Origin of the sequence: Idiomarina sp. (assembly GCF_019431395.1) — a bacterium.
Taxonomy (GTDB): Bacteria; Pseudomonadota; Gammaproteobacteria; order Enterobacterales; family Alteromonadaceae; genus Idiomarina.
In genome coordinates this window covers 1,667,236-1,693,384 of record NZ_CP080268.1, presented here as the reverse complement: position 1 = coordinate 1,693,384, position 26,149 = coordinate 1,667,236, and the positions used below count along the sequence as shown (strand labels likewise).

Here is a 26,149-nt window from a genome sequence, read left to right as displayed (position 1 = left end):
ACGTGTTAAATAAATACCCGTTGTGGAAAAACCTGCTGGTTATTTTTGTCGTTCTGGTGGCAGCGCTTTATGCGCTGCCAAATATTTACGGCGAAGACCCAGCAGTTCAAATTTCCGCAGATCGACAGGCCACTATTGATACCGCGACACTTGATCGTGTACGCAATACGCTCTCAAGCGAGAACATCTCGCCAAAGTCAGTTGCTTTAGAAGAGCAGCAGATCCTGGTTCGACTTAACTCTGACAACGAACAGCTCAAGGCGCGGGAAGCGTTAGTTGACGCATTGGGCGATAATTATATCGTTGCGCTTAATTTGGCCCCGGCAACGCCTGAGTGGCTAAAAGCCGTTGGCGCACAACCCATGAAACTAGGCCTCGACTTGCGTGGTGGTGTTCACTTCCTGATGGAAATCGACATGGATGAAGCCATGCGCAAAATTCTTGACGGCATGAAAGACACCGTACGCAACGAATTACGTGAAGAGCGTATTCGTTACACGGCTGTCGATGTTGATGGCACTGGCGTTCGAGTCGAACTTCGCAGTGACGAAGCTTACCAGGCGGCTGCGACTTACTTGGATAATCGCTACCAGGGTTACCAGCTGTTCGAAACACCCGATGAGCAATTGCTTGAATTGCGTATGACCGAGCAAAAGCTGGCGGAAACTCGTGATTATGCGGTATCTCAGAATATCACTATCATGCGTAACCGCGTTAATGAACTGGGCGTGGCAGAGCCGGTCATTCAACGCCAGGGCTCTAACCGTATTGTTGTTGAGCTACCGGGTGTGCAGGATACGGCGCGAGCTAAGGAAATTCTGGGCGCTACTGCGACGCTTGAATTCCGCATGGTAGATACTGAAAATGACGTGCGCGATGCGACCAGTGGTCGCGTGCCATTCGGCAGTGAATTACTGCCAATGCGTGACGGTCCGCAGCAGTTGCTAAAAGAAGATGTCATTTTAACCGGTGATCATATCGTGAATGCTGGTGTTGGTTATGATGAGTATAACCGCCCGCAGGTTAACATTACTTTGGACGGAGCCGGCGGTAACAAAATATCGATGGCAACCAAGGATAATGTTGGCAAACCCATGGCAACCGTATTTATTGAGTACAATGCCACTGGAGAGCGCGACGAGAACGGTAATTTACAGTTCACTAAGAGCGCTGAAGTAATCAACGTCGCGACTATTCAGTCACGCTTGAGTAGTAGCTTCCGCATTACTGGTGTCGGGGCGCAAGAGGCGCAAAACCTCTCCTTGCTACTTCGTGCCGGGGCTTTGATCGCACCCATTCAAATTGTTGAAGAACGCACGGTCGGCCCGAGCCTGGGTCAGCAAAATATTGATGCGGGTACGCAAGCCATCATGTGGGGCTTTATCTTAGTGCTACTGTTTATGGTCGCCTATTACCGTAAATTTGGTCTGGTTGCGAACTGTGCACTAGCAGCAAATCTCGTGTTGATCATTGGTGTTATGTCGATGATTCCTGGCGCGACACTGACCTTACCGGGTATGGCAGGTATCGTCTTAACTGTTGGTATGGCAGTGGACGCAAACGTGTTGATCTTTGAGCGGATACGCGAAGAAATCAAAGACAAGCGTAGTCCACAGCAAGCAATACACCACGGCTATGACAGCGCCCTATCGACCATTGCCGACGCCAACGTGACCACACTGATTGCGGCATTAATCTTGTTCGCGATTGGTAATGGTCCAATCAAAGGGTTCGCGATAACCCTGGCAATCGGTATTATTACCTCGATGTTCACAGCAATCGTCGGTACGCGCGCTATTGTTAATTCAGTCTGGGGCGGTAAACGCCTGAGCAAACTCTCGATTTAGGCGATATTATGCGAGAAATAATAAGTACAGACGAACGAATTCCGTTTATGCGCTTCCGGGGCATGTTCGCGATAATCAGTGGCTTACTGCTGGTTGCATCGATTGTGTCCTTGTCGGTTAATAAGTTGAATTTTGGACTAGACTTTACCGGCGGTACTTTAATCGAAGTTGGTTTTCAGCAACCCGCCGACCTGAATCAGGTTCGGTCGGTACTAGACGATAGCGGCTATGGTGATGCGGTGGTGCAAAACTACGGTACTCAGCAGGATTTGTTGATTCGTCTCGAGCCACGCACTGACGTCAAAGCAGAGCAGCTTGGTACAACTATACTCGACGCGTTAAGGGCAAATATCGATGCGGGTATCGAAATGCGCCGTATCGAGTTTGTTGGCCCGAACGTCGGTGATGAGTTCATCGAACAAGGCGGCCTGGCGATGCTAACGGCGCTGATCTGTATCCTCATTTACATCGCATTGCGCTTTGAATGGCGCCTGGCGGTGGGTGCAGTTGCAGCCTTGGCTCATGACGTGATTTTAACGCTGGGTCTGTTTTCGTTCTTGCAATTAGAATTTGATCTTACTGTGTTGGCAGCATTGCTGGCGGTGATAGGTTATTCGATAAACGATACCGTGGTGGTGTCTGATCGTATCCGGGAAACCTTCCGCAAATATGCCAAGCTAACCCCAATGCAAACGGTTAACAGAGCGTTAACCGATACATTGAGCCGGACCTTGGTAACCTCGTTAACCACCATTTTAGTGTTGTTAACGCTATTCTTTTTAGGTGGGCCATTGATCCACGGCTTCTCTACCGCGTTACTATTTGGTGTTGTTATCGGTACTTACTCGTCAATTTTCATCGCGAGTTCGGTTGCGATAACCTTTGGCGTGAGCCGTGAGGACTTGATGCCAACCGAGGTAGAAAAAGAGGGTGCTGATCAGGACCCATTGCCTTAAGCCAGCGGTTAGGGCAATAGCCTTTTTGCTAAAGTGAGGAATAAAAAATGCTAGCAGTATTGTCACCGGCGAAAAACTTAGATTATGAGACTGAATACGCTTCAGTCGATGTAACACAACCACGGTTACTGGATGATGCTCAGTCTTTGGTGGAGGTTTGCCGTGATTTGAGTCCACAACAGTTGGCTTCACTGATGAGGATCAGCGATAAACTGGCCGGCCTCAATGCTGCTCGCTTTAGTGATTGGCAGTTGCCGTTTGACGAGGGTAACGCAAGACCTGCGGTATTTGCGTTTAACGGTGATGTTTACGCAGGCCTGGATGTTGCAACCCTGGATACACAAGCATTGACCTCGGCGCAGCAACAGTTACGTATTCTTTCAGGTTTATACGGATTGTTGCGGCCGCTCGACTTGATGCAAGCCTACCGTCTGGAAATGGGCACAAAGCTAAACAATCCCCGTGGCAAAAACCTCTATGAGTTCTGGGGCGATACCATTACCGAGTTGTTAAATAACGACTTGCAAGAGCAGGGCGCTGATACGTTGGTTAACCTGGCTTCTAATGAGTACTTTTCGGCGGTAAACGTTAAAAAGTTAAACGCGACCGTGGTGACACCAGTATTCAAAGACGAAAAAAACGGTCAGTATAAAGTGATCAGTTTTTATGCCAAGAAAGCTCGTGGCTTGATGGCACGCTTTATGGTGAACCAAAAACCACAATCTGTGTCTGACTTAAAAGCGTTTAATTTGGCTGGATATCAATTTGACGCCGATGAATCCAGTGATAAACAACTGGTATTCAAACGCGCAGAAGCTAATCGGTAGGCTCCTTAATCCTTGTAGCAATGGCGGAAATATTATGACAGATAATAATACGGAACAGCAGCAAGAATACGCCGATGATACGGCGAATAAGAGTCGTACTACCGTTATCGCGGTTGCTATTGTTATTATTGCGGTAATTATCGCCGTTGTATGGTGGTGGCTGCCGGCAGACCAGCAGACCACGACCGAAAAAGTAGCGGAACCTGCCAACACAGTGTCTGAGACGGCAGTAGTGGATGAACAGCAGGCCACAACTGAACCTGAACCGGAACCATCGCCTGCAGCCGTTGAGCCGGATGAACCCGAACAGGCAGCAATGGCTGAACCCCAACCAGAGCCAGAACCCGTTCAAGAACCACAGCTACCGGCGTTAGATGAGAGCACCCCAACTGTGTTGCAAACTTTGGACACCAGCGGTGTGGTAATACAGCCGTTGAAGAGCTCACAACTGGTGCGCGATGCAGTAGTCATTATCGATAATTTGCGCAACGGTACGCTGGTTAGAGACAGAACCATTGTTCAGCGTCCCGACGGCCGTTTTCAAGTGATGGAAATAGACGGCGAGCTCTATATTGATGAGCGCAGTTATCAGCGTTATGACGCCTTGGTTGACTGGTTCGTCAGCATCGAAGAGCAGGCACTAATTAAAAATTACGAACTGTTTAAACCGTTGATGCAGCAAGCCTACGGCGAAATTGGTTATCCAGACGCCGACTTTACCGATGCGATGTTGGAAGCAATTGATGTATTGCTGGCAACACCGGTACCAGAAACATTGGTTCAGGTAAAAGATGACGAAGTTATGTATACCTATGCTGACCCTGCTTACGAGGGCTTGCCGCCTGCGCAAAAACAATTGTTACGCATGGGGCCTGACAACATAAAACGTATCAAGCAGAAATTGCGCGACATTAGACGAGTATTTAAAGCAAATCTATGAATGAGATAGAGAACGTTCCAGCCCACGCAAAAGGCGAATTCCCTACACGTAAAGGGCGGTTTTTAAAGTGGGTTGGCCGCGTTGGGTTACGGTTATTCGGAGGCTGGAAGATCAATGGCCAGATGCCGGATGTCAAAAAAGCGATAATTCCGATAGCCCCACATACTTCCAACTGGGACTTTCCTGTGGGCGTGTTTGTGATGCTGGCACTGGGATTAAAACTTAATTATCTTGGTAAAGCCAGCTTGTTCCGTTTTCCTATTAAGGGGTTAATGTTAAAGCTGGGCGGCATTCCGATTGACCGCAGCGCGGCCAATGGCGTCGTGGGTAAAATGGTGTCGGAATTTGAAAGTCAAAATGAACTTATTTTGGTCATAACGCCGGAAGGAACCCGAAAAAAAGTCCAGCAATGGAAGAAAGGCTTCTTACATATGGCCAAACAAGCTAATGTGCCGATTATTCCTGTAGCGATGGATTTTGCTCGTAAAGCTATCGATATTGGTCCGGCAGTCATGGTTGCTGGTGAGATAGAAAAAGAACTGGAACGCGTAAAAAGCTTTTTTGCCCATGCTCAGGGTAAGCGCGCGGAGTATAGTTGATGAACCGGCTATTGGCTTGCTGTGGCATTGTTATAGTCAGTCTGTGTTGGGGATCATTCGTCAATGCCGCTGAATTTTGGCAATCCGGTTGGTCGACACCGCAAAAGGCGGAGTCGTCATCATTGCTAGTGCGCCCCATTGAGGCTGCCGATGCAGAGCGTCTCTTCCATAGCTATATGGGGTCTCAACGCTATCTCTATAGCCAACTCGGTTGGAGTTGGCCTTCAGAAAAAAGCTCCTTAGAACAAAACCAATCCATGGTAAAGCTGCATCTAAAACAGTGGCAGCAAAAAACAGCGTTTACCTATCTTGTTATTGATCGCGAGCGCGATATGGTGGTCGGAGCGGTGTATTTTGTGCCCGTTCCGGAACAACGCGGTCAATCAGGTACAATACAGGGCAGCAAATTTAATGCAGAAATTACCTGGTGGCTTACTGAACCGGCCGTTAATGCCAGCCTGCATAATGACCTGTTTCAACTATTAGTGGATTGGTTACGTTCCAGCTGGCCCTGGCAGCAAGTTTTATTCCCCGTCGCCGACAACAACCGCGTGACCATTTCATTATTAGAGAGCAGCTCAGCACGGTTTGTTGGCCAAAACCGTGATACTCAGGAGCGCTTCTATTCTTATACTTTAGCGCGCAAATAAACCGCAAATAGACGGATTTTATGCTATTATTCGCGCCAAATTGAATAAGGGAAATTGATATGCAAGTTATCGAAGGCGGTATCGCCGCTAGCGGAAAAAAATTCGCCATCATTGTTTCACGGTTTAACCACTTTGTTGTCGAAAGCTTGTTAGATGGTGCAGTTCAAACATTGCAACATTACGGCCAGGTCAGTAGTGATGATATCACCGTGATCCGGGTGCCAGGCGCCTATGAAATGCCGGTCACCGCAAAAAAACTGGCTGCATCGGGTGATTACGATGCGATTATTGCTGTTGGAGCGGTAATTCGCGGCGGCACGCCGCATTTCGATTTCGTTGCAGGTGAATGCAATAGCGGATTGGGTCGCGTTGCTACTGAGTTTGGACTGCCTGTTGCTAATGGTGTTATCACCACCGAGAACATCGAGCAGGCGATTGAGCGAAGCGGTTCGAAAGCCGGCAATAAAGGCTCGGAAGCTGCGCTGAGCGCGCTCGAAATGGTTAACGTTTTAGCCAAGCTGTGAGGAGAAAATAATGAAACCTGCAGCACGACGTAAAGCACGCAAATTAGCGGTACAAGCGGTCTATTCCTGGCAGTTGTCACAAAATACGTTTTCTGACATCGAAGCTCAGTACCTGACAGACACCGACACCAGTAAGGTTGATGTCGACTACTTCCTCGATTTATTGCATGGTGTTGGTAGCTATTATAAGAGCCTCGATGAATCGATAGCTCCTTTTCTGGATCGCCCAATTAAAGAGCTTGACCCGGTCGAATTGGCAGTGCTGAGAATTGCCGCGTTCGAGTTAAGAGAGCGTCTGGATGTACCTTATAAAGTAGCCATTAACGAAGCGATTGAACTAGCTAAATCCTTTGGCGCTGATGACAGTCACCGTTTTGTTAATGGTGTGCTGGACAAAGCGGTTGACTCTCTGCGCCCTGTGCGTCAGTAATTTAAAAATCAACATAGCGAGCAGCCTACGGCTGCTCGCGACCCGCCACGGCTTTCCCCATGCAGAACGAATTTAACATTATCGAACACTACTTCAAGCGTCAGGAAAAACAACGCAGCGACGTGGTCATAGGTATTGGTGACGACGGTGCTGTTACCCAAGTTCAGCCTGAACATCAGTTAGTCACGGTTACCGATACGCTGGTTGAGGGGGTGCACTTTGATCAGACCACGCCCGCCCGCGCGGTTGGGCACAAATGTATCGCGGTTAACCTAAGTGACTTGGCCGCAATGGGCGCTGAACCTTGCTGGATCAGTTTGGCGCTAACGTTACCTGATATCGATGAATTGTGGCTAAATGAGTTCGCCGCGGGATTACACGAGGTTTGTCAGTATTACGGCTGCACCCTGATTGGTGGTGATACGACCCGCGGTCCGTTAACAGTTACGGTAACAGCACAGGGACAATTACCAACCGGTTCGGCACTGACTCGAGATGGTGCAAAGGCCGGTGACTGGTTGTATGTGAGTGGCCCCCTCGGGGACGCGGGGCTAGCACTTGATATCACCCAACAACGCTATCCGAAAGCGAGTCCGCACCTGCAAAAGCTGGTTGAGCGCTTGCACTATCCAACGCCCAGAGTAGCCCTTGGGCAATCATTACGCGGCGTCGCCAGCGCCTGTATAGATGTGTCGGATGGATTATTAGCCGACCTGCAACATATTTTGTCAGCCTCCGGTGTTGGTGCTGAAATAGAATTAGACCGATTACCGCTGTCGTTAGCGATGACGGAAACGTTATCGCAAGAAGATGCATTTGTTAAAGCACTTACGGCCGGTGACGACTATGAATTGTGTTTTACGGTCGAAGAGTCTAATCGTGGACGGCTGGAAACACTAACCGCACACCTTAAAAATCGCCCAATTTGCATTGGACGAATACAAAAGGTGGCGTCGGAACCAATTACCTTTAAATTGTTCGGTGAGGAATACACATTAAGCTTGCCGCGTTCCGGTTATAATCATTTCGCCAATATTGAGGCTGACCCATCATGAAGCGCTGGCCCGGAATCAGTCTGCTTAACCCAGTACACTTTCTGGCGCTGGGTTTTGGTAGCGGGCTGATAAAAAAGGCACCTGGCACCTGGGGCACGGTGGCAGCTATTCCAGTGGTAGGGTTATTAAGTTTGTTCCCGCTTTCTGTGATGGCTGTATTTATTGTTGTTGGAACGTTGGCGGGTATCCTTATTTGCCGTAAAACCGCTGACAAAATGGGGGTTCATGACCATCCGGCGATTGTCTGGGACGAGATTATCGGCTATGCAATCGCGATGTTTGCGTTACCGTTTAGCTGGACTTATGTGCTCGCTGCTTTTGTTCTATTCCGTTTTTTTGACATTTTAAAGCCCTGGCCTATTGGCTGGGTCGACAAGCGACTGACGGGCGGTAGCGGAATTATGATGGATGACGTATTAGCAGGCATCGTCAGCTGCCTGCTAATACACGCCGGGCAGCACGCGTTGTTATAGCTGCGATTTTATTTGAGCTTCGATGCCAGCGGCGTCTAAACCAAGCTCGGCCCTAACCTGATCTTGCGAGCCATGCTTAATAAATTCGTCAGGTAGCCCCAGAGTTAGCGTGTTAACTGATAATTTGTGTTGTGCCAACACCTCCAGCACAGCACTGCCGGCGCCACCGCTAACCGCATTTTCTTCTACTGTCACAATAAGTTGATGAGCTCTAGCTGCATCGATGATCGCTTGTTCATCTATCGGTTTTACAAAGCGCATATCGATAACGGTCGCATCCAGCTCCTCAGCTGCTTGCATGCAGTCAGGTAACAACACCCCAAAGTTCAAAATGGCAATGTTTTTACCTTGCCGAACAGTGTTTGATTTACCGAGGGTTAACTGTTGGTCAGCTTCGCGCAAGGTAACGCCGTTACCACTACCGCGCGGGTATCTTACTGCGGCGGGGCCTGCGTAATGATAGCCCGTGTATAACATATCACGGCATTCTTGTTCATCACTGGGCGTCATGACCACCATATTAGGAATACAGCGCAGATAACTCAGATCAAATGCACCCTGATGCGTAGGGCCATCAGCACCGACCACGCCAGCCCGGTCGATAGCGAACAACATATCGAGGTTCTGAAGTGCAACGTCGTGAATCAGTTGGTCATAAGCGCGCTGTAAAAATGTCGAATAGATAGCGACTACAGGTTTAAGACCGGCAATGGCCAAACCTGCCGCATAAGTAACGCTATGCTGTTCGGCTATAGCAACATCAAAATACTGCTGCGGGAAACGTTTTGAGAACTCAACCATACCCGAGCCCTCGCGCATTGCGGGAGTGATCGCCATGAGTGCAGAATCCTGACTCGCAACATCACAAAGCCACTGGCCAAAAATTTCTGAATAACTGGGAATGCCCGGGGCTTTCACCGGTAATGACGACAGCGTGGGATCAAATTTTGGCACGCCATGATAACCAATCGGGTCGTTTTCCGCCGGCTGATAGCCTTTACCTTTTTGCGTCACAATGTGAAGTAGTTGCGGACCTTTTAAGTCGCGCATGTTGGCCAGGGTCTCGACCAGTTCGTCAACATCATGACCATCAATCGGGCCAATATAATTAAAGCCAAGCTCTTCAAAAATCGTTCCCGGCGCCATCATGCCCTTCATGTGCTCTTCGGCGCGGCTGGCGAGGTGATGAATTTGCGGCAGTGGCTTGAGTAACTTTTTGCCTTGTTCACGTATCGAGGTATAGACTTTACCCGACAATAATCGCGCAAAGTGTCGGTTAAGTGCGCCAACATTTTCCGATATCGACATGTCGTTGTCGTTAAGCACCACCAGCATGTCGGGTTTAATATCACCGGCGTGATTCATGGCCTCAAAGGCCATGCCTGCCGTCATTGCGCCATCGCCTATGATAGACACGACTTTTTCGCGGCTGCGACGACGCTCAGCTGCAACAGCCATACCCAGAGCAGCAGATATTGAAGTACTCGAATGGCCGACCGAAAGCACGTCATAAGGGCTCTCGTCCCTCCAGGGGAAGGGGTGTAAACCATCTTTTTGACGAATCGTATGTAGCTGCTGTTTACGGCCGGTTAAAATTTTATGCGGATAGGCCTGATGGCCAACATCCCAGACCAACTTATCGTCCGGGGTGTTGTAAACATAATGCAAGGCAACGGTCAGTTCGACGGTTCCCAGGCCCGACGCTAAGTGGCCACTACTTTTGCTCACCGAGTTTAGTAAAAATTGGCGAACCTCATCACAAACCTGCTTGAGTTGGTGCTTGGGCAGGCGGCGTAAATCCGCAGGTAACTCGATACGGTCAAGAAGTGAAGTCATAATACTCTTTGGTTTAATGGTCCCGGGTTAACAGAACCGTAGAAAATTGTTCTAGCTGTGCAGTATTGTACGGTATATCCGCTAGCGACTGTAGTGCTTGTTGGTGCAATAAAAGCAGTTTTTGGCGGGCGCCGTCAAGCCCGAGTAGCTTAACGTAAGTTGATTTCTCGGCAAGTTCATCAGAACCCTGAGGCTTCCCTAAAACATCGGTAGAGCTGGTGACATCCAAAATATCATCCTGAATTTGAAATGCTAACCCCAGCTGCTGTGCGAATTCACTAAATTGTCGCCGATAAGCCAGGGCATCTTCTTCGCCACACAAAGCACCCAGCTCAGCACTGGCTTGAATCAATGCCCCGGTCTTGTTCAGATGTACCTGCTGCAGTTCGACTTCTGATAGTGTCTTATGAGTGGCCGCTAAATCCAGTGCCTGACCACCGCACATGCCGTTACCACCGCTGGCTTTGGCTAGCACATGCATCATCTGTAACTGGCGCTTCGGAGTTATGTTGGGCAGAGGCTGCGATAGCAACTGAAAAGCGAAAGACTGCAGGGCGTCACCGGCTAATATAGCTGTGGCCTCGTTAAATTGAATATGGCAGGTTGGCTTACCTCGCCGCAGGGCGTCGTCATCCATGGCCGGTAAGTCGTCATGAATCAGCGAGTATGCGTGGACTGATTCGATGGCGCATGCGGCAGTTAATGCGGCTGACATATCACCACGGCATATTTCAGCTACAGCCAGTGTCAGGTAGGGCCGGATACGCTTGCCGCCAAGTAACACGCCGTACCGCATCGCTGCGGCCAGGGACTCGTCAATGCTGGCGCGCTGCAAATGTTCATCAAGGGCGTGGTCAACGCGTTGGCGAACGTCCTCGGTAAGCGATTTGATACTCACTCACTGGCCTCATGATCTTGTAATTGTTGCTCGCCGTTTTGCGCAATCAACTGTTTAACTTTTAGTTCCGCTTGTTGCAGTTGCTGCTGACTGGAACGAGAGAGGGCGATAGCCTGTTCAAACTTTTTTAATGAATCTTCCAGCGGTAAATCACCATGTTCCAGTTCATTTACCAGTTGTTCAAGTTGTTGTAGCGCCTGCTCAAAAGATGGTTCTTGTGTTTTTTTATCAGTCATAATGTGTGCTCGTTGCCAGCGGATAGTCGCCATTATCTAATAAAGATTTAGCAATGTCAGCCGATGATAAGCTAACTTGGCGCAGGAACTTTGTGTAATCGCTTGTCAGCGGCGCCGTGATGATTAAAAATGAACGTACTGCAATGCATAGACTAACGCGCTGCAACCGGAATACCGGCCAGCTTAATTGATTTCGGGGGACGCTGAGTGGATATCGCAACGCTGATAGGAATTATAGGTGCAATAGGTTTTGTTGTTGCGGCTATCGTGTTAAGCGGAGACGTGGGCCTGTTTATCAACGTACAGTCCATTCTTATCGTGGTGGGTGGTTCCCTGTTTGTGGCGTTAGCCAACTTTTCCTTAAGCCAGTTTTTTGCCACCGGTAGAGTTATGGCAAAAGCTTTTTTCTTTAAAATTGAGCACCCGCAAGAGCTTATCGACACCGCTGTTGAAATGGCAGATTCCGCCCGTAAAGGGGGCTTTCTGGCATTGGAAGAGGCAGAAATACCAAATCGTTTTTTCCGTAAAGGTATCGACATGCTGGTCGATGGACATGACGCCGAGGTGGTTCGCCAGACACTTTCTAAAGATATTCAGATGAGTTACACCCGCCACGAGGAGGGCGCTCGGTTCTTCTCGGTGCTAGCCGACATCGCACCGGCGATGGGTATGATCGGTACTTTGATCGGTCTGGTGGGTATGTTATCCAATATGGATGACCCTAAGGCTATCGGCCCGGCCATGGCAGTTGCGCTACTGACCACACTCTATGGCGCCTTTATGGCGAACGTGTTTTGTATCCCGGTTAAAAACAAGTTAATGCTACGTGCTGATCAGGAAAAGCTGAATCAACAATTAATTCTGGATGCCATTTTGGGTATTCAGGATGGTCAAAACCCGCGGGTAATCGAAGGGATGCTGCGTAACTATTTAGCAGAATCGAAACGAGCCACCGCGGATGAGGGCGACGAGTAAAACGCATGGCTGCAACAGCGGAAGACAAAGAAGAATGCAAATGCCCGCCCCCGGGGTTACCAGCCTGGATGGCGACGTTTGCCGATCTTATGACACTGTTGATGTGCTTCTTCGTGTTGTTGCTGTCGTTCTCCGAAATGGATGTGTTGAAGTTTAAACAAATAGCAGGCTCGATGAAGTTTGCTCTGGGTGTACAAAATAAAATCGAAGTTAAAGATATTCCTAAAGGAACCAGCGTTATAGCACAAGAGTTTCGTCCGGGACGCCCTGAACCGACGCCAATCGAAACGATTCAGCAGCAAACGGTAGAGATGACTCAGCAAATGCTGGAGTTTCAGGAGGGCGAGTCTGACTTTGCCGGTGGCCAGCAAACGGAACGTGGTGGACAGCAGGCAGAAAGTGAAGAAGACAAACAAAGCGCTGAGTCGGAGAGCAACTCAGAAGCCGCTAGCGAAAAAACCAAAGAGTTACTGGAACGAATTCAACGTCAACTGCAACAAGAAATGCAGGCCGGCACACTGGAGCTTGAGCAGTTTGGTCAACAGATTTTAATTCGGATTCGTGAGCGCGGTTCATTTCCCGAAGGCTCAGCGTTTTTGCAGCCACAGTTTAAACCGGTAATACGCGAGGTGGCTGAGGCGTTAAAAGATATCCCGGGCGAGATTACGATTTCCGGACACACCGATAATCAGCAGTTGGTATCGGAAATTTATACCTCTAAGTGGGACTTGTCGGCCAAGCGAGCTGTTGCTGTAGCCGAGGAAATGTTGCAAGTCGAGGATTTTGAAGCAGACCGTCTGGTCACTATGGGTTATGCAGACACTAAACCCATCGTGCCGAATAACTCGGCAGCTAACCGCGCTCAGAATCGCCGTGTCGATATTGCAATTATGCAGGGTAAAGCAAAAGAGTCAGATCCGGTTAACGTGGTGGAATAGCCGTCAGTCTAAAAATTTCGTATAATAAGCAGGTTTTCTTAAGTAGCCGCCATTGGCGTTGTAAAACGTTATGGCGGCTTTGTTGTTTGTTTTAATTGGTTAATCTATGAAATTTGTTGCTCGCCTCCACGCAGAAATCACTATCAAAAGCCGCTCTGTCCGCAAACGTCACGGTAAAGTACTGACTAACAATCTGCGCAAGGTGTTGGCTCGTGACGATGCCGATGTTTATGTAAAGTGGTTATGGGACCGCATCGAGGTTTCGGTTACACCAGAATCGGCTACTGACGCCAATGCTATCGGTAAGGCGATTGCTGAGGGGTTGAGCTGTACGCCCGGTATTTCATGGTTTGCAGAAGTGCAGGAACGAACGCTGGGCGACTTTGATGATGTCGCCAATTGGGTTGGCGAGCACTGGGCCAAAAGTCTGCAAGATAAGAGCTTTGCTGTGCGGGTAAAACGCAAAGGTCATCACGAATTTAAATCGCAGCAACTCGAGCGCTATGTTGGTGGCTACCTACTAAAGGCCGCACCTAATAGCCGGGTGCAGTTAAAAGATGCCGATACCGAAATTAACTTGCAGATTACCGACCAGACGATTTATTTGCTGGGCGACCGGCAGGAGGGGCTGGGCGGTTTTCCGATCCCAACCCAGGAAACTGTCGTTAGCCTTATGAGTGGGGGTTTCGACTCCAGTGTCGCAAGTTTCGAATTCATGCGCCGGGGGGCGCGCACGCATTTTTGCTTTTTTAACTTGGGTGGTGACGCGCACGAGGTAGCTGTAAGGCAAATTAGTCATTATTTGTGGCAGCGCTATAGCTCATCGCATCCGATAAAATTTGTCAGTGTCGATTTTGCGCCGGTGGTTGAAGATATTCTCAGTCATTGCGATAACGGCGTAATGGGTGTGGTATTAAAACGGCAAATGTTACGAGCAGCCTCGCATGTTGCGCGCTTTTTAAAAGCTCAGGCGCTTGTTACGGGAGAGGCCATCGGTCAGGTATCCAGCCAAACCTTGTCCAACTTGCGGGTTATAGATTCGGCTACCGATGCTTTGGTGCTGAGGCCATTGATTACTAAAGATAAACAAGAAATTGTCGATGTCGCTAAGCGCATAGGTACCGAGGCATTAGCTAAGTCGATCCCGGAATACTGTGGCGTTATTTCGATAAAGCCTACGGTCAGAGCCTTACCTGACGAAGTCGAAGCAGAAGAGGCGAAACTAGATATGGAACTGCTCAAGCAGGTTGTCAGGAATGCCGATGTGCTGAGTATGCAGGATATTGCGGAACAGGCTGAACAGCAAACCACAGTAGCCGTTGATCAAGTCAACCAAAGTAAGCCTCAAACAATTATTGATATCCGCAACCGCGACGAAATTGAAGAAATGCCGCTACGCAGTGATCTACCGGTTATAGAAATTCCGTTTTTCAAGTTACAGTCAGAGTTTGTAAAGCTGGATGCTAACCAACATTACTTGTTGTATTGTGCGCAAGGCGTTATGAGTAAAATGCAGGCGCTGTTACTGCATGAAGCCGGCTACAGTAACGTATCCGTCTATCAATAATATAAAGGAAGTCAGTTTGTTACGCTCCAAACGTTCAAAGCTTTTGGCTCGGCTCGCTTTTATCGGTTTGTTAATTGCCGCGACGGTGGCGTTTTTTGTTCAAGTACCAACGACTGGAGCAAGTAAAATACCGTACTTTGATAAATACGTTCATGTCGGTGTTTTCTTCCTGCTGAGTTTTACCTTGCATCAGGCGTTCGCATTAAGCGGGCGAGTGTCATTTTTATTACTAGGCTTATATGGCCTGTTGATAGAAATAGGGCAGAACTATATTCCCGGACGGGGCTCAGACTTTTACGACTGGCTGGCTGACGCCGCCGGCGTGATTGCTTATTTTTCGTTGGTTTTATTGTTTAAACAACGTAAAAAAAACGCTAACTGATGTTAGCGTTTTTTGTTTTTCTTCGCGGTTTTCTTCTTTTTACTACGCTTTTTATCCGTCGCCGGAAATTTATGCTGGGGCTTTAAGTCGCTGAATACCCGCCGATCTAAGGCCTGGCCAGTATAACGCTCGATGCGACCAAGCAATAACGCGTCGTGCGCTTCGACCAGTGAAATAGCAACGCCCTTTGCTCCGGCACGCGCAGTACGACCAATTCGGTGCACGTAGGTGTCCGCTTGTTTCGGCAAATCAAAATTAACGACAACACTGACGTCATCAATATCAAGCCCACGCGAGGCAACGTCAGTCGCGACTAATACGGCTTTTGGATGCGCTTTAAATTGTTCGATGATCCGTTGACGCTCTGCTTGTGGCAGATCCCCGCGTAGATGCAATACGGGGTAGCTTAAATTTGCTTGCAAGGTGCCAGCTAACTGAGCGACTTTGTCACGAGTTTTAACAAAAACAATCTGACGACCTTCAAATTCTTTAAGTACCCGTAACAACAAGTTCTGTTTATGCTCCAGGGTGTCTGCCAAATACACATACTGGAGAATTTTGCCACGCTCGCGTTTTGGGGGCTCTACTTCGATGCGCACCGGTTCATTAAGCAATTTTTTGGCAAACGACTCTACCCCGGCACTGGCCAGAGTAGCTGATGATAATATACTCTGCTGACGATGGCGGGCGTGCCGGGCGATCTCTTCTACCGGTTTGGCAAATCCCATGTCCAGCATACGGTCTGCCTCATCGATGACTAACCATTCTACTGTTTCGAGCTGATACTGTTCAGCTTGTAAGATATCCAGTAGCCGTCCGGGCGTGGCAATCAGTAAATCATGTGATTTTTCTAACTGACTGAGTTGAGAACCGTAGTTGATCCCGCCGGTTACCACGACTGCGCTAAGGCCTGATGACTTAGAAAACAGGCATGCCTGTTGGTAAATTTGCTCGGCAAGCTCGCGAGTCGGAGCCAACACTAAAATGCGCGCGCCACCGGGTGATTTGCGCGGGAAATCACGCAAATGCTGCAGTGCGGGTAACAGGAAGGCTAATGTTTTACCACTACCCGTTGGCGAGCTGAGCAACACATCCATGCCATCCAATGCTGTAGGGATGACTTCTTGCTGCACTTTAGCCGGCTTGTTTAAGCCTTGCTCCAGCAACGGGAATATTAGTGATTCGTCGAGTTCTAAATCTTGCCAGTCGATTGCCATGAAAGCCCTTAATCGATATGCTGGTTAAGCCAGCGGTTTTTCTTCGCGAAGTATCGCACTGTTTACCGAAGTAATAATAACGGAACGTCCGCTGCCTGCAGAAGTTTTCGGGTGGTACTGCCTAAAAACCATTGCCGTGCCCTGGAGTGCCTAAACGCACCCATGACTATCAGATCAATATGATGCTTATGCTGATAGTCAAGCAATGCAGACTCTACCTCACCGGTAACGATTTCAAAATCTACCTGATGGCGATATTCACGTAAATGATTAGCAGCAGCTTCAATTGCAGCAACTACCTCGTTGCTATTTTGACCTACAGTCACCAGCGTAATTTGCATCCCTTTAAAAATTGGACTTTCCGCTAACATTTTAACACCTTTACGCGATGCATCACTGCCATCAAAAGCCAGCATGACACTGCGCGGTGCCCGGAATGACTTAGGTGTTACCAAAGTAGGCTTTTGCAACGAGCGAATCAATGTTTCTAGCTGGCTACCCACGCGCAAGCTGTCATTACTATCAATTCCATGTAACCCTACAACAAGCAGGCGTATCGAAGCCTCCACTTCAGCCAAAGCTTGCGCTAGCTGACCATGGCGTTGACTTTTAAAAACTTCACCGACACCATTTTCGATAGCGCGGCGATGGCCAGCCTCGAGCATATTACGGCCATGCTGCAAAGCGAGTTCGTTGCGCTGGTGCTCCAACTCAGCAAGTTGTTCAAGCAATTGCTGTTGCTCGCCCAGTCCTATAGTGCCGGTTAAGTCTGAGTTAACTGGATATCGTAACTCGTCAAGTACATGTAATAACGTTAACGGAGTGGCGAGTCGTTGAGCTGCCCAACTGGCGTAATCACAAACTGCGGTGGTCGACGCGGAACCGTCGACGCAGGCAAAAACATGCTTCATTAATGCGTCCTTATTTTCGGCCAGAATACTACCATGGGATAGCGATTTTAGCTATGAGTTCCGCCCCCACGGGGGAACTTTCATTTTTTTGAAAAAGCGGTACATTAGTTAACACAAGAACAACAATCAGAAGGTTAATTATAATGCTTAAACGCAGCTCACTATCTGTTTCAATCGCCATAATTTTGGGTCTGTCACTCGCGGCTTGTAGTGATCAGACAGAGCAACAAACCAACAGCCAACAAGCCTCGCAGACGGAACAACAGTCGCAGTTGCCGGCACCGCCTGACGCGGTAGAAAAGGACTTTATCGTCGAGTCACCGGTTGCTGACCGCGTCGATACTTACTACTGGTTACGTGATGACGAGCGCAAAGACCCTGAGGTATTGGCTTACCTTGAGGCAGAAAATGAGTACTACGACGCTTACCGAAAAAGCTATGAGCAGCTGGAACAAACCTTAACCGACGAAATTATTGGGCGCATAAAACAAGACGACAGCAGCGTACCCTACGTGAAAGGCGATTACGAATATTACACACGCTACGAGGAAGGCAGTGAATACCCGATCCATGCGCGTAAACCGGTGTCTGGCGGTGAAGAGCAAATACTTTTGAATGTGAACGAACTGGCAAAAGACCACGACTACTACACTGCAGCCAACTTAACCATTAGCCCTAATCAAAATTTATTGGCGTATATGGTCGACACCAATGGACGACGCCAATACCAACTGTGGATTAAAGACTTAACCAGTGGCGAGATGCGGAAGCAAAGTCTGGATGGATTATCATCCAGCATCGCCTGGGCGGCAGACAATAAAACTCTGTTTGTTATCGAAAACGACCCGCAGACATTGTTATCAACTCGCGTGCTTAAACATCAGCTTGATGCGCCCGCAGAACAAGCGGAGTTAGTTTACGAAGAACAAGATGAGTCGTTTTATATGTGGCTTAGTAACAGTCGCGATAACCAGTACGTAAAAGTGCAGATGAGCAGTACTGTCGCAGATGAGTTACGTATCCTGGATACCAGCACTCCAGATGCCGACATGACTGTTTTTGCGCCGCGTGAACGTGGTGTTCAATACAGTGCTGAACATATTGATGGTCGCTGGATTATTCGCACCGACTGGAACGCGCCTAACTTTAAAGTCATGCAGGTTGACGCTGACGAGGTTGGTTCACGCGATAACTGGCAACCATTGATTGAACACTCCGATGATGTCTTTATTCAGGGCTTTACCACCTTTACCAATTACTTAGCCATTAACGAGCGTAGTGATGGCCTTCGCCGTATTCGCGTGCTGCCCTGGCAGGACTTTGAGCAACAACGCTATATCGAAGCCGAAGAAACACCTTTCGTGATGTACTCTCAACGCAACCCGGAACAGGATACCGACACACTGCGTTACGGCTTTAGCTCGTTAAAAACACCGACCAAGATCTACGCCTACGACATGAAAACTGGTGAGCAAGAGTTACTCAAACAAGACGAAGTACTGGGAGATTTTGATTCATCGAATTACCGCACCAAACGTGTTTGGGCGAAAGCGGACGACGGCACGGAAATCCCGGTATCGTTGTTAATACGCAGTGATTTTGAGCACGACGGCACCGCACCACTGTATCAATATGCCTACGGCTCATATGGCTCCTCGTCAGACCCGTATTTCCGCTCTACGGTGTTATCGCTAGTTGATCGCGGCTTTGTCTACGCAATCGCGCATATTCGCGGTGGTCAGGAAATGGGACGCGAATGGTATGAAGACGGCAAGTTGTTGAATAAGAAAAACACCTTTACCGACTTTATCGACGTGACCGAGCATTTAGTAAAAGAGGGCTACGCGCACCCGGACAAAGTTTTTGCCATGGGCGGCAGTGCCGGCGGACTGTTGATGGGAGCTGTCGCCAATATGGCACCGGATTTGTATCGCGGTATGGTTGCACACGTGCCCTTCGTCGATGTCGTCACCACTATGCTGGATGAGTCGATTCCGTTAACCACTAACGAATTCGACGAATGGGGTAACCCAAAACAAGAAGAGTATTACAACTACATGTTGTCCTATTCGCCGTACGATAATATCAGCGCCCAGGACTACCCGGCATTGATGGTTACGACCGGCCTGCACGATTCACAAGTTCAGTATTTTGAGCCCGCAAAATGGGTGGCTAAACTCCGCGATATGAAGACTGACAACAATCCGCTGGTATTTAGCGTCAACATGGAAGCCGGTCATGGCGGAAGTTCGGGTCGCTTCTCGCGGCTGGAGGAAATTGCTGAGGAGTACGCGTTTATTCTGGACTTGCTGGATAATTAAGTAGTGGAGGACGCGTTCGTGCATATCGACCCTGCGAAGGCGGGCTAGTCGGTATGCCGAGGGCTTCTCGCAAGAGGGACGCTGCAAGTACATCCATGTACGCTTGTTTCCGGCCATCCATGGCCTCCAACACCCTCTTGCGAGAAGCCCTCGACACACCAACGCCCGCCTTCACAGGGTCGATAGGAGTCCCTCTTGCGCGAGCCCCCGGCATACCAACTAGCCCGTCTTTGCAGAGTTGATATGCCCGAACTCCCCGAGGTCCCCAGCGCTTATAGGCCCAGCACTTCTTTACCCTGAATAAAATCAACATCAACCGGAATGCCGGCATCGCTGAGGCGGTCAAGATCGGCTTGCAGTTGCGTATTGATCACACCCAGGCTGTTGACCAGTTCGGCAACGCCGTCGTAATCACCGTCGCCTTGCAGGGTCAGGATTTTTTCTGACAGCTCGTTCATTGCCTGACGCATTTTGCCCATGTTAATTGCGTACTGGCCTTCAGCGTTGCGGGTGAAGGCCCCGGCGTTGGCAAAGTAATTAAAACGAATCATATTGGCTTTGCCGTGGGCGCTGGAGGCACCGAAGCGGACAGAACGGAAGATACTGGCCATAAAGGTGGTGTAGTAATCTTCCAGTTTGCCGGTCTCGATTTCGCCTTTTTCGAACAATTGGGTGATCATATACAGACCCAGGATATCGGCTTTACCTTCTTCCAGTGCCGAGGCATGTTCTTTTAACGCAGCGCGGACGGTGCCCTTGTCATTAATGGTGTTTTTAATACCTAAACCATGGGCGACTTCGTGGAACATGGTATTGGCAAAGAATGCATCGAAGGTAATATTACCTCGTTGCTCGGGCGCAATAAGCTGTTCGGCAATAGGCACCAGAATTTTATCAAACTTAGCCTGCATGGCGTTTTTTAACTGCAGGCGGCGGGTACCTTTTTCTAGCTGAACTTGCTCGTCATTAGGTAAGTTGATGGCAATTGTTTTACTACCAGCGTTGGAGTGGCCGGCGTAGTAAATAGCGTCGTAGGCGTTAAGTTGTGCATTAGCACCGGGCATTTCGGCCTTGTATTTGTCCGCAACCGGCAGGCCTCGTTGCAGTTCCGGTAAGAATTGCGCGTACTTAGCTAATCGTTCACTCCATGCTTTGTCCTTAATTAAAACGTAGGACTCAAATGCAGTTTTGTAGCCGAATAATTGGTCTTCGTAATTCTCGATCGGGCCGATGACGACGTCGATATCATTGCCGGTCATATCCATCCAGGCAAGATCAGAGGGCTGGTATTCGTTACTCAAAAAGGCGTCGGCGCGCAAACGCAGATAGTTTGCAAAATCCTGGTTCTCCGCTAAATCAGCTGCCTGGCGCAATAGGTCAGCCGCTTTGTGCAGCTGCTGTTGATAAGCACGAGAATATGGGACTGTGGTTAACTGACCGTTGCTATCGCGACGGATTAAGGTGTACAAGCTGTCTTTCTGGTCGTTGTCAAAGGCCTCAAATTCCGGCTTAGTCATGTCGGCGGGATAAAAATTGGCGCCGGCAGGTTTTTCGCTGAACTCAGCAATAAACGGCTTGTCGCCGTTGAGACGATCCCAGGGGCCGTAGTTAATTCGTCCAAATTCTTTCGCTGACTCGGGAACGGAGGATAAAAACTCGTCGCGGTCGCGTGGGAATGCCTGCTGCCAAAATAAATCATCCATGATCACTGATGCGTCGATTAATAGTGAGATCATGCGCTTTTGGTTATCACTCAGATGGCTCAAATCTGAATTCAACTCATAGTCAGTGTATATATCAAAGCGACTTTCGGCGCCATCAGCGACGCTGTATTGCACTGTTGTAGCAGTCGATGATTGCTCGGCGCTATCGGTTGATGATGTCGGTTGATCGCTGCAAGCGACCAGAGCTAAACATAAAGGAGCTAAGGTAAATATTTGTTTTAACATAACGGTGTTTTTTTGGTTATAGTAGCGGTTACACGATCTATAAAGTACTGCTTACTACCAGCGGGCGCAAGCGAGACTAAATAATAAGGATACGGCAATGGCAGCGCCGAATGCGCTTTACCTATTAATCGACGACCGTTTAAAACGCGATGAACTGCAATTACCGGGCTTACCTGAAACCGCAGAGCGGGTTCGTGAAGCAACGCTGAACCCTAATTGTAATTTGCAGGAGCTGGCGCGAATCATTCAGCATGACCCGGCTTTGTCGGCGCGTTTAATTCGATTAGCTAATAGTGCGTACCTAGGGAGCAGAAGCAAGGCAGAAAGTTTAATGCAGGCGCTAACCCGCATTGGACTGCGGCGGATAAGAACGTTGGCACTGGCGATGGCGGTAGAACAAGTATTCTGCCCGGCTAACGATATTGTGCGTGAATATGCACAACGCTATGTTCGGCAAACACGCGAGATCGCAGCTGCGTCGGTTGTTATCACACAGCATCTGCAAGAGCGTGGTATAGGTCATCGGTTACATCAGGACGTGGCCTTATTGGCAGGCATGGTATCGCGCATCGGGCTGGCGCCAATTTTAAAGCTGGCAGATGAGTTTGATGATAGTTTTGCCAACCCGTCGTTAATTAACGGCACGATGCGAAGCTTCGGCGGCAAGTTGGGAGTGGATGTGCTCAAACACTGGGAGTTCACGCCTAATTTAATTCGTGTACCGCACTATTTTCGCTGTGGCCGTATGAAGTTGCTCGACGATGCAATTGTTGTGAATTACTGCGATATCGTGCATCTGGCAAGTTTGCTAACGGAAAATGCCGAAGCAGATAAAGCGGCTATGACCATTGCCGAATATGAACAGCGGGAAATTATTCCTGCCAGTGGTTTCTGGCAGGAAGAGTCAATACAAACAGCCTATCGAACGATGCTGGAGACGCTAAGTTAAGCGTCAGAACCCGTAAAGGCACGCACCAGGTCATCATATAACTGACCCACTTGTGCTGAAATCAGCATAAAATCAGCGTCAACTTTTTGCTCCGGGGTTGGGTCGACCAGGTCATCTTGCTCATCCATTAGCATATCGGTTGCCTTGACCCGTTTTAATGCAAAATCTGTCTCGATAATAAAGTCGATATGCTCTTGCCATGTTAGCCCCAGCCGCGTTACCTGTTTACCGGATGTCAGGTGAGCCTGAATATCATCACGGCTAAGATCTTCGTTTTTGCAACGTAATATGCCACCGTCTTGCTGTGGTGCTGTTAGTTCGGCTTCGTCACCAAATTCAAACGGGTTAGGAACGTGATTGGACTTAAGCCATTCGGTCAGGGTTAGTTCGATTGATTCGGCCGGGCTCACCGGCTGCACCGGTAGTGAGCCTAGCGTAGAGCGCAACAGCCCCAAAAAGTCTTCTGCTCTGTTAGCAGCGGACTCATCGATAACAATCAACTGGCGTTTTAAATCGATGTATCCCCAGCTTAGGCGAAAGCGACTGAATGCTTGTGGCAGCATCTGGTGTACCAAGTCTTCTTTGAGGTTTTGTTTTTCTTTGCGATTAACCGGACGTCCCTCAGTTTCCTGGATTTGACGAACTTTTTCGTCCACTTCTGCGTTAACGACGGTCGCGGGTAATACCTTTTCTTCGCGCCGGGCACAGAGCAAGTGACAATTATTTAAGCTGTGTGTGAGTAACGCATTGTCTGCGCCAAAGGGAGAACACCAGCCAAAGCTACTTTGATCCTGGCGCCCGCAGGGCTTAAATAGATAGTCCTGTAACTGATTTTCAAAGTCTTCGGGCAATGCAAAAGTGTCGCTAAAGCGATAAAAGCGTAAATTCCTAAACCACATGCTGAGGTCTCTTTAAGTTGATTATTTATGTAAACAAGGATTAATTAAGAATGATTACCGGGAAGGTAAACTCGTAAGTTAGGCCATTACCCGGCTCACTGTAGGCGTTAATATCGCCTTTTAATGTCTGTGTTACGAGGTTTCGTACAATGTGCGTGCCCAGACCGCTGCCGCCCTGGTCACGTTTGGTGGTAAAGAACGGGTCAAACAAATGATTCAGCTTTTGTTCATCAATACCAATGCCATCATCGCTGTAGCGAATACGCAGCAGGTCTTGCTCGCCATCATGCTCGGTAGTGATATTTATCCACATATTACCGCTATTAATGCCATCAAAGCCGTGCAGTAGCGAATTCATAATCAGGTTTGTGAAAATCTGTGATATGGCGCCGGCCGGGCAGCGGATATACAAATCGGCGGGACACTCGATATGTATCTGGTGTTGCGTTTTTTTTAGTTGCGGTTGCAGTGACTGGATTAAGTCTTCTACATAGCGCTTTAAATTAATATCGCGAATAGCATCTGACGCTTGGTCAACAGCAACCTGTTTAAAGCTGCTGATAAGTTCAGAGGCGCGCTGCAAATTGTTGTCAAGCAGGCCCAGACTCTCCTGACCTTCGCTAATAAACTTTTTCAGTTGCGGCTGGGTGAGCTGTTTGGACTCCAGTGCTTGTGCCAATTCTTCCAACTTTTCCTGCATAAATGAAGTCGCGGTAACACTGATGCCTATGGGCGTATTCACGTCATGTGTTATACCGGCAACTAAACCTCCCAGTGAGGCCATTTTCTCTGATTCAACCAGTTGCTGTTGGGTTTCTTTTAAATGTTGCAGAGACGCTTCCAGGCGCTGGTTTGAGTCGCGCAGCGTTTTTTCCATGGTACGGCGTTGGCTGATTTCCCGTTCCAGCTTCTCCTGGCGCATTTCCAGTTCGTTTTTACGTTGCTCCAAGTCCAGCATCACCTGGCTCAGGCGCGAGGTCTTGCGGGCGACTTCCTGCTCCAGAATAGCATTTTGCTCATCCAGCTGGCGGTTAGCCAGTTTCAGTTTGTGCTGTGTGCGCTCCAGGTCGTCCTGATATTCCTCGATATTATCAATAAGCTGATTGTAAGCGTGTTCAATTAATACCAATTCATTGTTGTGTTGGTCGTGTAGACGTACTCGCGAGGCTTCCAGGTTATCTAACCGGAACGAACGAATCTGCCGGGTCAGGTCATTTAACGGGCGATTAAGCATGCGATTAAAAGCCAGCGAAAATAGAATCAGCAGGAAGGTACTCTTGATGATGGCGTTACCGACAATAAAGGCCAGGCTGAGCTTAATGCGGTCAATGGCAATATCGCGGGTCGAAAATAGCGTGACATCACCGACGCGGGTAGAGTGTCCGGAAAACTCAAAAATAAGCGTATTAAAATAACCAAAGATACCGTTCTGTTCTTGTAGCGTATAGCCGTCGGCTACTTGCTCCGGAAGCTCGTCAACCGATATTGTTTCGCCTAACTGCACCACCACGTTACCGCTGTCATCGCGAATTAAAACGCCGGCAATAGCCGGAATACTGATTAAGCCATCGGCAATGGTATCTATTTGCGGGTTATTAAACTCCCACAACGAGCGAGTCAGCGAACCGCTAAAGGTACTTTGCTGGTTTTCCAGTTCGGCCAGTAGTGCGCGTTTGGTATCAAAGTATTCGGCCCCAATCTGGATCGCTGTCACCATTAATGTCAGTAGAAAATAGACTGACAAAACGCGAGTGAGTAGTGAGGTAGAAATACTTTTATTGGCCATAAAAGGGTAACAATCGCCGTTTATTCTATGCGGATAATTATCGCTTAAGCTAAAACATTCTCGCCCGTAACGCAATAAAAAGGCGTGTCACAAAGCTGACATATAGCCGTCATCAAGCTGTCACGAAAAATCACTAAAGTTGTCGCATCTTTCACATGGGGGCTTAATTCCCCTTGATTAAATAGCGAAGGTCCCACTTATGAGGTTGTTAGCAACAAGCACCGCGTTAGCTCTCGCAGCCACGCTATCACTGTCTGTAAATGCTCAGGATTCCAATCTTGAGCCGGTGGTAGAAAATGCCGCACAAATCAACCAGTCCGCACGGCAGTCACAATTAACTGTCGATACGATAGCAGAGTCAATGCAAGAGCGCCTGCAACAGTATAAGCAAATCATGAAGGAAATTGATGGTTTGCAAGTCTATACCCAGCAGCTACAGCAGCAGGTTGGTAGCCAGCAACAGGAAATGGATGACCTGAACCAGTCACTTGATCAGGTGAGCATTGTCGAGCGCCAGGTATCGCCTCTGATGACACGCATGATTGATGCACTGGAAACTTTTGTAGAACTGGATGTACCGTTTTTAGAAAAAGAACGTGCAGACCGCCTGGCAGGCTTAAATGATTTAATGCAGCGCGCCAATGTTGAGGTTTCTGAAAAGTTCCGCCGGGTCATGGAAGCTTATCAAATCGAAGCGGAATATGGCCGCAATATCGAAGCCTACAGCGCAGAGCACTCGGTCAATGGTCAGCTGCAGGATGTGACCTTTTTGCGTATCGGTCGGCTGGCATTAATTTACAAAACCCGTGATGGACAGCAATTAGGTATTTGGGATCAACAAGCACGCGAATGGAAGCCTCTCGACAATAGCCACCTTATTGCCGTCGACCAAGCGATTAGCATTGCCCGCAAACAAAAAGCACCGGACATGCTGATGTTACCTCTTCTCGCCAATAAAACCTCGGGTCAATAAGGAGCTCTGGT

General features: G+C 48.7%; 25 protein-coding genes. 17 read left to right on the top strand and 8 right to left on the bottom strand.

Annotation, left to right across the window (positions count from 1 at the left end; genetic code table 11):
* Window positions 1-2: 2 nt before the first annotated feature.
* The 10 genes from secD to KZ771_RS08250 are packed head-to-tail and all read left to right on the top strand — an operon-like array spanning window position 3 to window position 8,301.
* Window positions 3-1,847: a protein translocase subunit SecD gene (gene secD / locus KZ771_RS08295; RefSeq protein ID WP_133538947.1), complete on the top strand. Its 1,845-nt coding sequence runs from the start codon at window positions 3-5 to the stop codon at window positions 1,845-1,847.
* 8 nt (window positions 1,848-1,855) lie between these two features.
* Window positions 1,856-2,803: a protein translocase subunit SecF gene (secF, locus tag KZ771_RS08290; protein WP_290652853.1), complete on the top strand. Its 948-nt coding sequence runs from the start codon at window positions 1,856-1,858 to the stop codon at window positions 2,801-2,803.
* Window positions 2,804-2,850: 47 nt separating this feature from the next.
* The gene (yaaA, locus tag KZ771_RS08285) at window positions 2,851-3,630 is read left to right on the top strand and encodes a peroxide stress protein YaaA (protein WP_290652851.1); all 780 of its coding nucleotides are present in this window, start codon (window positions 2,851-2,853) and stop codon (window positions 3,628-3,630) included.
* Window positions 3,631-3,664: 34 nt separating this feature from the next.
* Window positions 3,665-4,570, top strand: a complete 906-nt coding sequence (locus KZ771_RS08280) for a DUF3014 domain-containing protein (RefSeq protein ID WP_290652849.1) — start codon at window positions 3,665-3,667, stop codon at window positions 4,568-4,570.
* Window positions 4,567-5,169: a lysophospholipid acyltransferase family protein gene (locus tag KZ771_RS08275; RefSeq protein WP_290652847.1), complete on the top strand. Its 603-nt coding sequence runs from the start codon at window positions 4,567-4,569 to the stop codon at window positions 5,167-5,169. Before KZ771_RS08280 ends, KZ771_RS08275 begins: the two co-directional genes overlap by 4 nt.
* Window positions 5,169-5,819: a GNAT family N-acetyltransferase gene (locus KZ771_RS08270; protein ID WP_290652845.1), complete on the top strand. Its 651-nt coding sequence runs from the start codon at window positions 5,169-5,171 to the stop codon at window positions 5,817-5,819. The genes KZ771_RS08275 and KZ771_RS08270 overlap by 1 nt, the downstream gene beginning before the upstream one ends.
* A 59-nt stretch (window positions 5,820-5,878) precedes the next feature.
* A complete protein-coding gene (ribE, locus tag KZ771_RS08265) occupies window positions 5,879-6,343 on the top strand; it encodes a 6,7-dimethyl-8-ribityllumazine synthase (protein ID WP_133538941.1) in 465 nt (154 codons plus the stop codon).
* A gap of 10 nt (window positions 6,344-6,353) precedes the next feature.
* The gene (nusB, locus tag KZ771_RS08260; protein WP_290652843.1) at window positions 6,354-6,773 is read left to right on the top strand and encodes a transcription antitermination factor NusB; all 420 of its coding nucleotides are present in this window, start codon (window positions 6,354-6,356) and stop codon (window positions 6,771-6,773) included.
* Window positions 6,774-6,832: 59 nt separating this feature from the next.
* The gene (gene thiL / locus KZ771_RS08255) at window positions 6,833-7,828 is read left to right on the top strand and encodes a thiamine-phosphate kinase (protein ID WP_133538939.1); all 996 of its coding nucleotides are present in this window, start codon (window positions 6,833-6,835) and stop codon (window positions 7,826-7,828) included.
* Window positions 7,825-8,301, top strand: a complete 477-nt coding sequence (locus tag KZ771_RS08250; RefSeq protein WP_133538938.1) for a phosphatidylglycerophosphatase A — start codon at window positions 7,825-7,827, stop codon at window positions 8,299-8,301. Before thiL ends, KZ771_RS08250 begins: the two co-directional genes overlap by 4 nt.
* Here the strand turns inward: KZ771_RS08250 and dxs are convergent.
* Genes dxs through KZ771_RS08235 form a run of 3 tightly spaced genes read right to left on the bottom strand, consistent with a single transcriptional unit; the run spans window position 8,296 to window position 11,271 of the window.
* On the bottom strand, window positions 8,296-10,137 hold the full coding sequence (gene dxs / locus KZ771_RS08245; RefSeq protein ID WP_290570656.1) for a 1-deoxy-D-xylulose-5-phosphate synthase: 1,842 nt from the start codon (window positions 10,135-10,137) through the stop codon (window positions 8,296-8,298). The two genes, KZ771_RS08250 and dxs, sit on opposite strands and share 6 nt — an antisense overlap.
* A 13-nt stretch (window positions 10,138-10,150) precedes the next feature.
* Window positions 10,151-11,035 carry a polyprenyl synthetase family protein gene (locus KZ771_RS08240; protein WP_290652840.1) on the bottom strand — a complete coding sequence of 295 codons (885 nt, stop codon included), beginning with the start codon at window positions 11,033-11,035 and terminating at the stop codon, window positions 10,151-10,153.
* Complete coding sequence (locus KZ771_RS08235) at window positions 11,032-11,271, bottom strand: exodeoxyribonuclease VII small subunit (protein WP_133538935.1); 240 nt, start codon at window positions 11,269-11,271, stop codon at window positions 11,032-11,034. The genes KZ771_RS08240 and KZ771_RS08235 overlap by 4 nt, the downstream gene beginning before the upstream one ends.
* Before the next feature lie 207 nt (window positions 11,272-11,478).
* On the opposite strand from KZ771_RS08235, the gene pomA reads away from it, so the two are divergent.
* The 4 genes from pomA (at window position 11,479) to KZ771_RS08215 (ending at window position 15,133) form a co-directional block, all read left to right on the top strand.
* Window positions 11,479-12,246 carry a flagellar motor protein PomA gene (pomA, locus tag KZ771_RS08230; RefSeq protein WP_133538934.1) on the top strand — a complete coding sequence of 256 codons (768 nt, stop codon included), beginning with the start codon at window positions 11,479-11,481 and terminating at the stop codon, window positions 12,244-12,246.
* Window positions 12,247-12,251: 5 nt separating this feature from the next.
* Window positions 12,252-13,184 (top strand): flagellar motor protein MotB, encoded by a 933-nt coding sequence (locus KZ771_RS08225; RefSeq protein ID WP_290652838.1) that lies wholly within the window; start codon window positions 12,252-12,254, stop codon window positions 13,182-13,184.
* Window positions 13,185-13,290: 106 nt separating this feature from the next.
* Window positions 13,291-14,751 (top strand): tRNA uracil 4-sulfurtransferase ThiI, encoded by a 1,461-nt coding sequence (gene thiI, locus KZ771_RS08220; RefSeq protein ID WP_290652836.1) that lies wholly within the window; start codon window positions 13,291-13,293, stop codon window positions 14,749-14,751.
* Window positions 14,752-14,767: 16 nt separating this feature from the next.
* Window positions 14,768-15,133 carry a VanZ family protein gene (locus KZ771_RS08215; protein ID WP_290652834.1) on the top strand — a complete coding sequence of 122 codons (366 nt, stop codon included), beginning with the start codon at window positions 14,768-14,770 and terminating at the stop codon, window positions 15,131-15,133.
* A gap of 2 nt (window positions 15,134-15,135) precedes the next feature.
* Here the strand turns inward: KZ771_RS08215 and srmB are convergent, their stop codons facing one another.
* Together srmB and KZ771_RS08205 are read right to left on the bottom strand one after the other, a co-directional pair.
* A complete protein-coding gene (gene srmB, locus KZ771_RS08210) occupies window positions 15,136-16,350 on the bottom strand; it encodes an ATP-dependent RNA helicase SrmB (RefSeq protein WP_133538930.1) in 1,215 nt (404 codons plus the stop codon).
* Window positions 16,351-16,412: 62 nt separating this feature from the next.
* The gene (locus tag KZ771_RS08205) at window positions 16,413-17,261 is read right to left on the bottom strand and encodes a universal stress protein (RefSeq protein ID WP_290570639.1); all 849 of its coding nucleotides are present in this window, start codon (window positions 17,259-17,261) and stop codon (window positions 16,413-16,415) included.
* 143 nt (window positions 17,262-17,404) lie between these two features.
* On the opposite strand from KZ771_RS08205, the gene KZ771_RS08200 reads away from it, so the two are divergent.
* Window positions 17,405-19,582: a S9 family peptidase gene (locus KZ771_RS08200; RefSeq protein ID WP_290652831.1), complete on the top strand. Its 2,178-nt coding sequence runs from the start codon at window positions 17,405-17,407 to the stop codon at window positions 19,580-19,582.
* Between the two features lie 272 nt (window positions 19,583-19,854).
* Here KZ771_RS08200 and KZ771_RS08195 read toward each other — a convergent pair whose 3' ends face one another.
* Window positions 19,855-21,531, bottom strand: coding sequence for a Zn-dependent hydrolase (locus tag KZ771_RS08195; RefSeq protein WP_290652830.1), 1,677 nt, complete (start codon window positions 21,529-21,531; stop codon window positions 19,855-19,857).
* Window positions 21,532-21,628: 97 nt separating this feature from the next.
* Here KZ771_RS08195 and KZ771_RS08190 point away from each other — a divergent pair, with 97 nt between their 5' ends.
* A complete protein-coding gene (locus KZ771_RS08190) occupies window positions 21,629-22,480 on the top strand; it encodes an HDOD domain-containing protein (protein WP_290570633.1) in 852 nt (283 codons plus the stop codon).
* Here KZ771_RS08190 and rdgC read toward each other — a convergent pair.
* Together rdgC and KZ771_RS08180 are read right to left on the bottom strand one after the other, a co-directional pair.
* Window positions 22,477-23,379 carry a recombination-associated protein RdgC gene (rdgC, locus tag KZ771_RS08185; RefSeq protein ID WP_290652828.1) on the bottom strand — a complete coding sequence of 301 codons (903 nt, stop codon included), beginning with the start codon at window positions 23,377-23,379 and terminating at the stop codon, window positions 22,477-22,479. The genes KZ771_RS08190 and rdgC overlap by 4 nt on opposite strands.
* Window positions 23,380-23,419: 40 nt before the next feature.
* A complete protein-coding gene (locus KZ771_RS08180) occupies window positions 23,420-25,165 on the bottom strand; it encodes an ATP-binding protein (protein ID WP_290570629.1) in 1,746 nt (581 codons plus the stop codon).
* A 199-nt stretch (window positions 25,166-25,364) separates the two neighbouring features.
* Between KZ771_RS08180 and KZ771_RS08175 the strand changes: the two genes are divergently transcribed.
* On the top strand, window positions 25,365-26,138 hold the full coding sequence (locus KZ771_RS08175; protein WP_290652826.1) for a DUF3450 domain-containing protein: 774 nt from the start codon (window positions 25,365-25,367) through the stop codon (window positions 26,136-26,138).
* Window positions 26,139-26,149 lie beyond the last annotated feature (11 nt).

Coding starts and splice junctions, on each gene's coding strand:
- secF (WP_290652853.1), top strand. CDS start 1,856: ATGCGAGAAATAATAAGTACAGACGAACGAATTCCGTTTATGCGCTTC.
- yaaA (WP_290652851.1), top strand. CDS start 2,851: ATGCTAGCAGTATTGTCACCGGCGAAAAACTTAGATTATGAGACTGAA.
- KZ771_RS08280 (WP_290652849.1), top strand. CDS start 3,665: ATGACAGATAATAATACGGAACAGCAGCAAGAATACGCCGATGATACG.
- KZ771_RS08275 (WP_290652847.1), top strand. CDS start 4,567: ATGAATGAGATAGAGAACGTTCCAGCCCACGCAAAAGGCGAATTCCCT.
- KZ771_RS08270 (WP_290652845.1), top strand. CDS start 5,169: ATGAACCGGCTATTGGCTTGCTGTGGCATTGTTATAGTCAGTCTGTGT.
- ribE (WP_133538941.1), top strand. CDS start 5,879: ATGCAAGTTATCGAAGGCGGTATCGCCGCTAGCGGAAAAAAATTCGCC.
- nusB (WP_290652843.1), top strand. CDS start 6,354: ATGAAACCTGCAGCACGACGTAAAGCACGCAAATTAGCGGTACAAGCG.
- thiL (WP_133538939.1), top strand. CDS start 6,833: ATGCAGAACGAATTTAACATTATCGAACACTACTTCAAGCGTCAGGAA.
- KZ771_RS08250 (WP_133538938.1), top strand. CDS start 7,825: ATGAAGCGCTGGCCCGGAATCAGTCTGCTTAACCCAGTACACTTTCTG.
- dxs (WP_290570656.1), bottom strand. CDS start 10,137: ATGACTTCACTTCTTGACCGTATCGAGTTACCTGCGGATTTACGCCGC.
- KZ771_RS08235 (WP_133538935.1), bottom strand. CDS start 11,271: ATGACTGATAAAAAAACACAAGAACCATCTTTTGAGCAGGCGCTACAA.
- KZ771_RS08225 (WP_290652838.1), top strand. CDS start 12,252: ATGGCTGCAACAGCGGAAGACAAAGAAGAATGCAAATGCCCGCCCCCG.
- thiI (WP_290652836.1), top strand. CDS start 13,291: ATGAAATTTGTTGCTCGCCTCCACGCAGAAATCACTATCAAAAGCCGC.
- srmB (WP_133538930.1), bottom strand. CDS start 16,350: ATGGCAATCGACTGGCAAGATTTAGAACTCGACGAATCACTAATATTC.
- KZ771_RS08205 (WP_290570639.1), bottom strand. CDS start 17,261: ATGAAGCATGTTTTTGCCTGCGTCGACGGTTCCGCGTCGACCACCGCA.
- KZ771_RS08200 (WP_290652831.1), top strand. CDS start 17,405: ATGCTTAAACGCAGCTCACTATCTGTTTCAATCGCCATAATTTTGGGT.
- KZ771_RS08195 (WP_290652830.1), bottom strand. CDS start 21,531: ATGTTAAAACAAATATTTACCTTAGCTCCTTTATGTTTAGCTCTGGTC.
- KZ771_RS08190 (WP_290570633.1), top strand. CDS start 21,629: ATGGCAGCGCCGAATGCGCTTTACCTATTAATCGACGACCGTTTAAAA.
- rdgC (WP_290652828.1), bottom strand. CDS start 23,379: ATGTGGTTTAGGAATTTACGCTTTTATCGCTTTAGCGACACTTTTGCA.
- KZ771_RS08180 (WP_290570629.1), bottom strand. CDS start 25,165: ATGGCCAATAAAAGTATTTCTACCTCACTACTCACTCGCGTTTTGTCA.
- KZ771_RS08175 (WP_290652826.1), top strand. CDS start 25,365: ATGAGGTTGTTAGCAACAAGCACCGCGTTAGCTCTCGCAGCCACGCTA.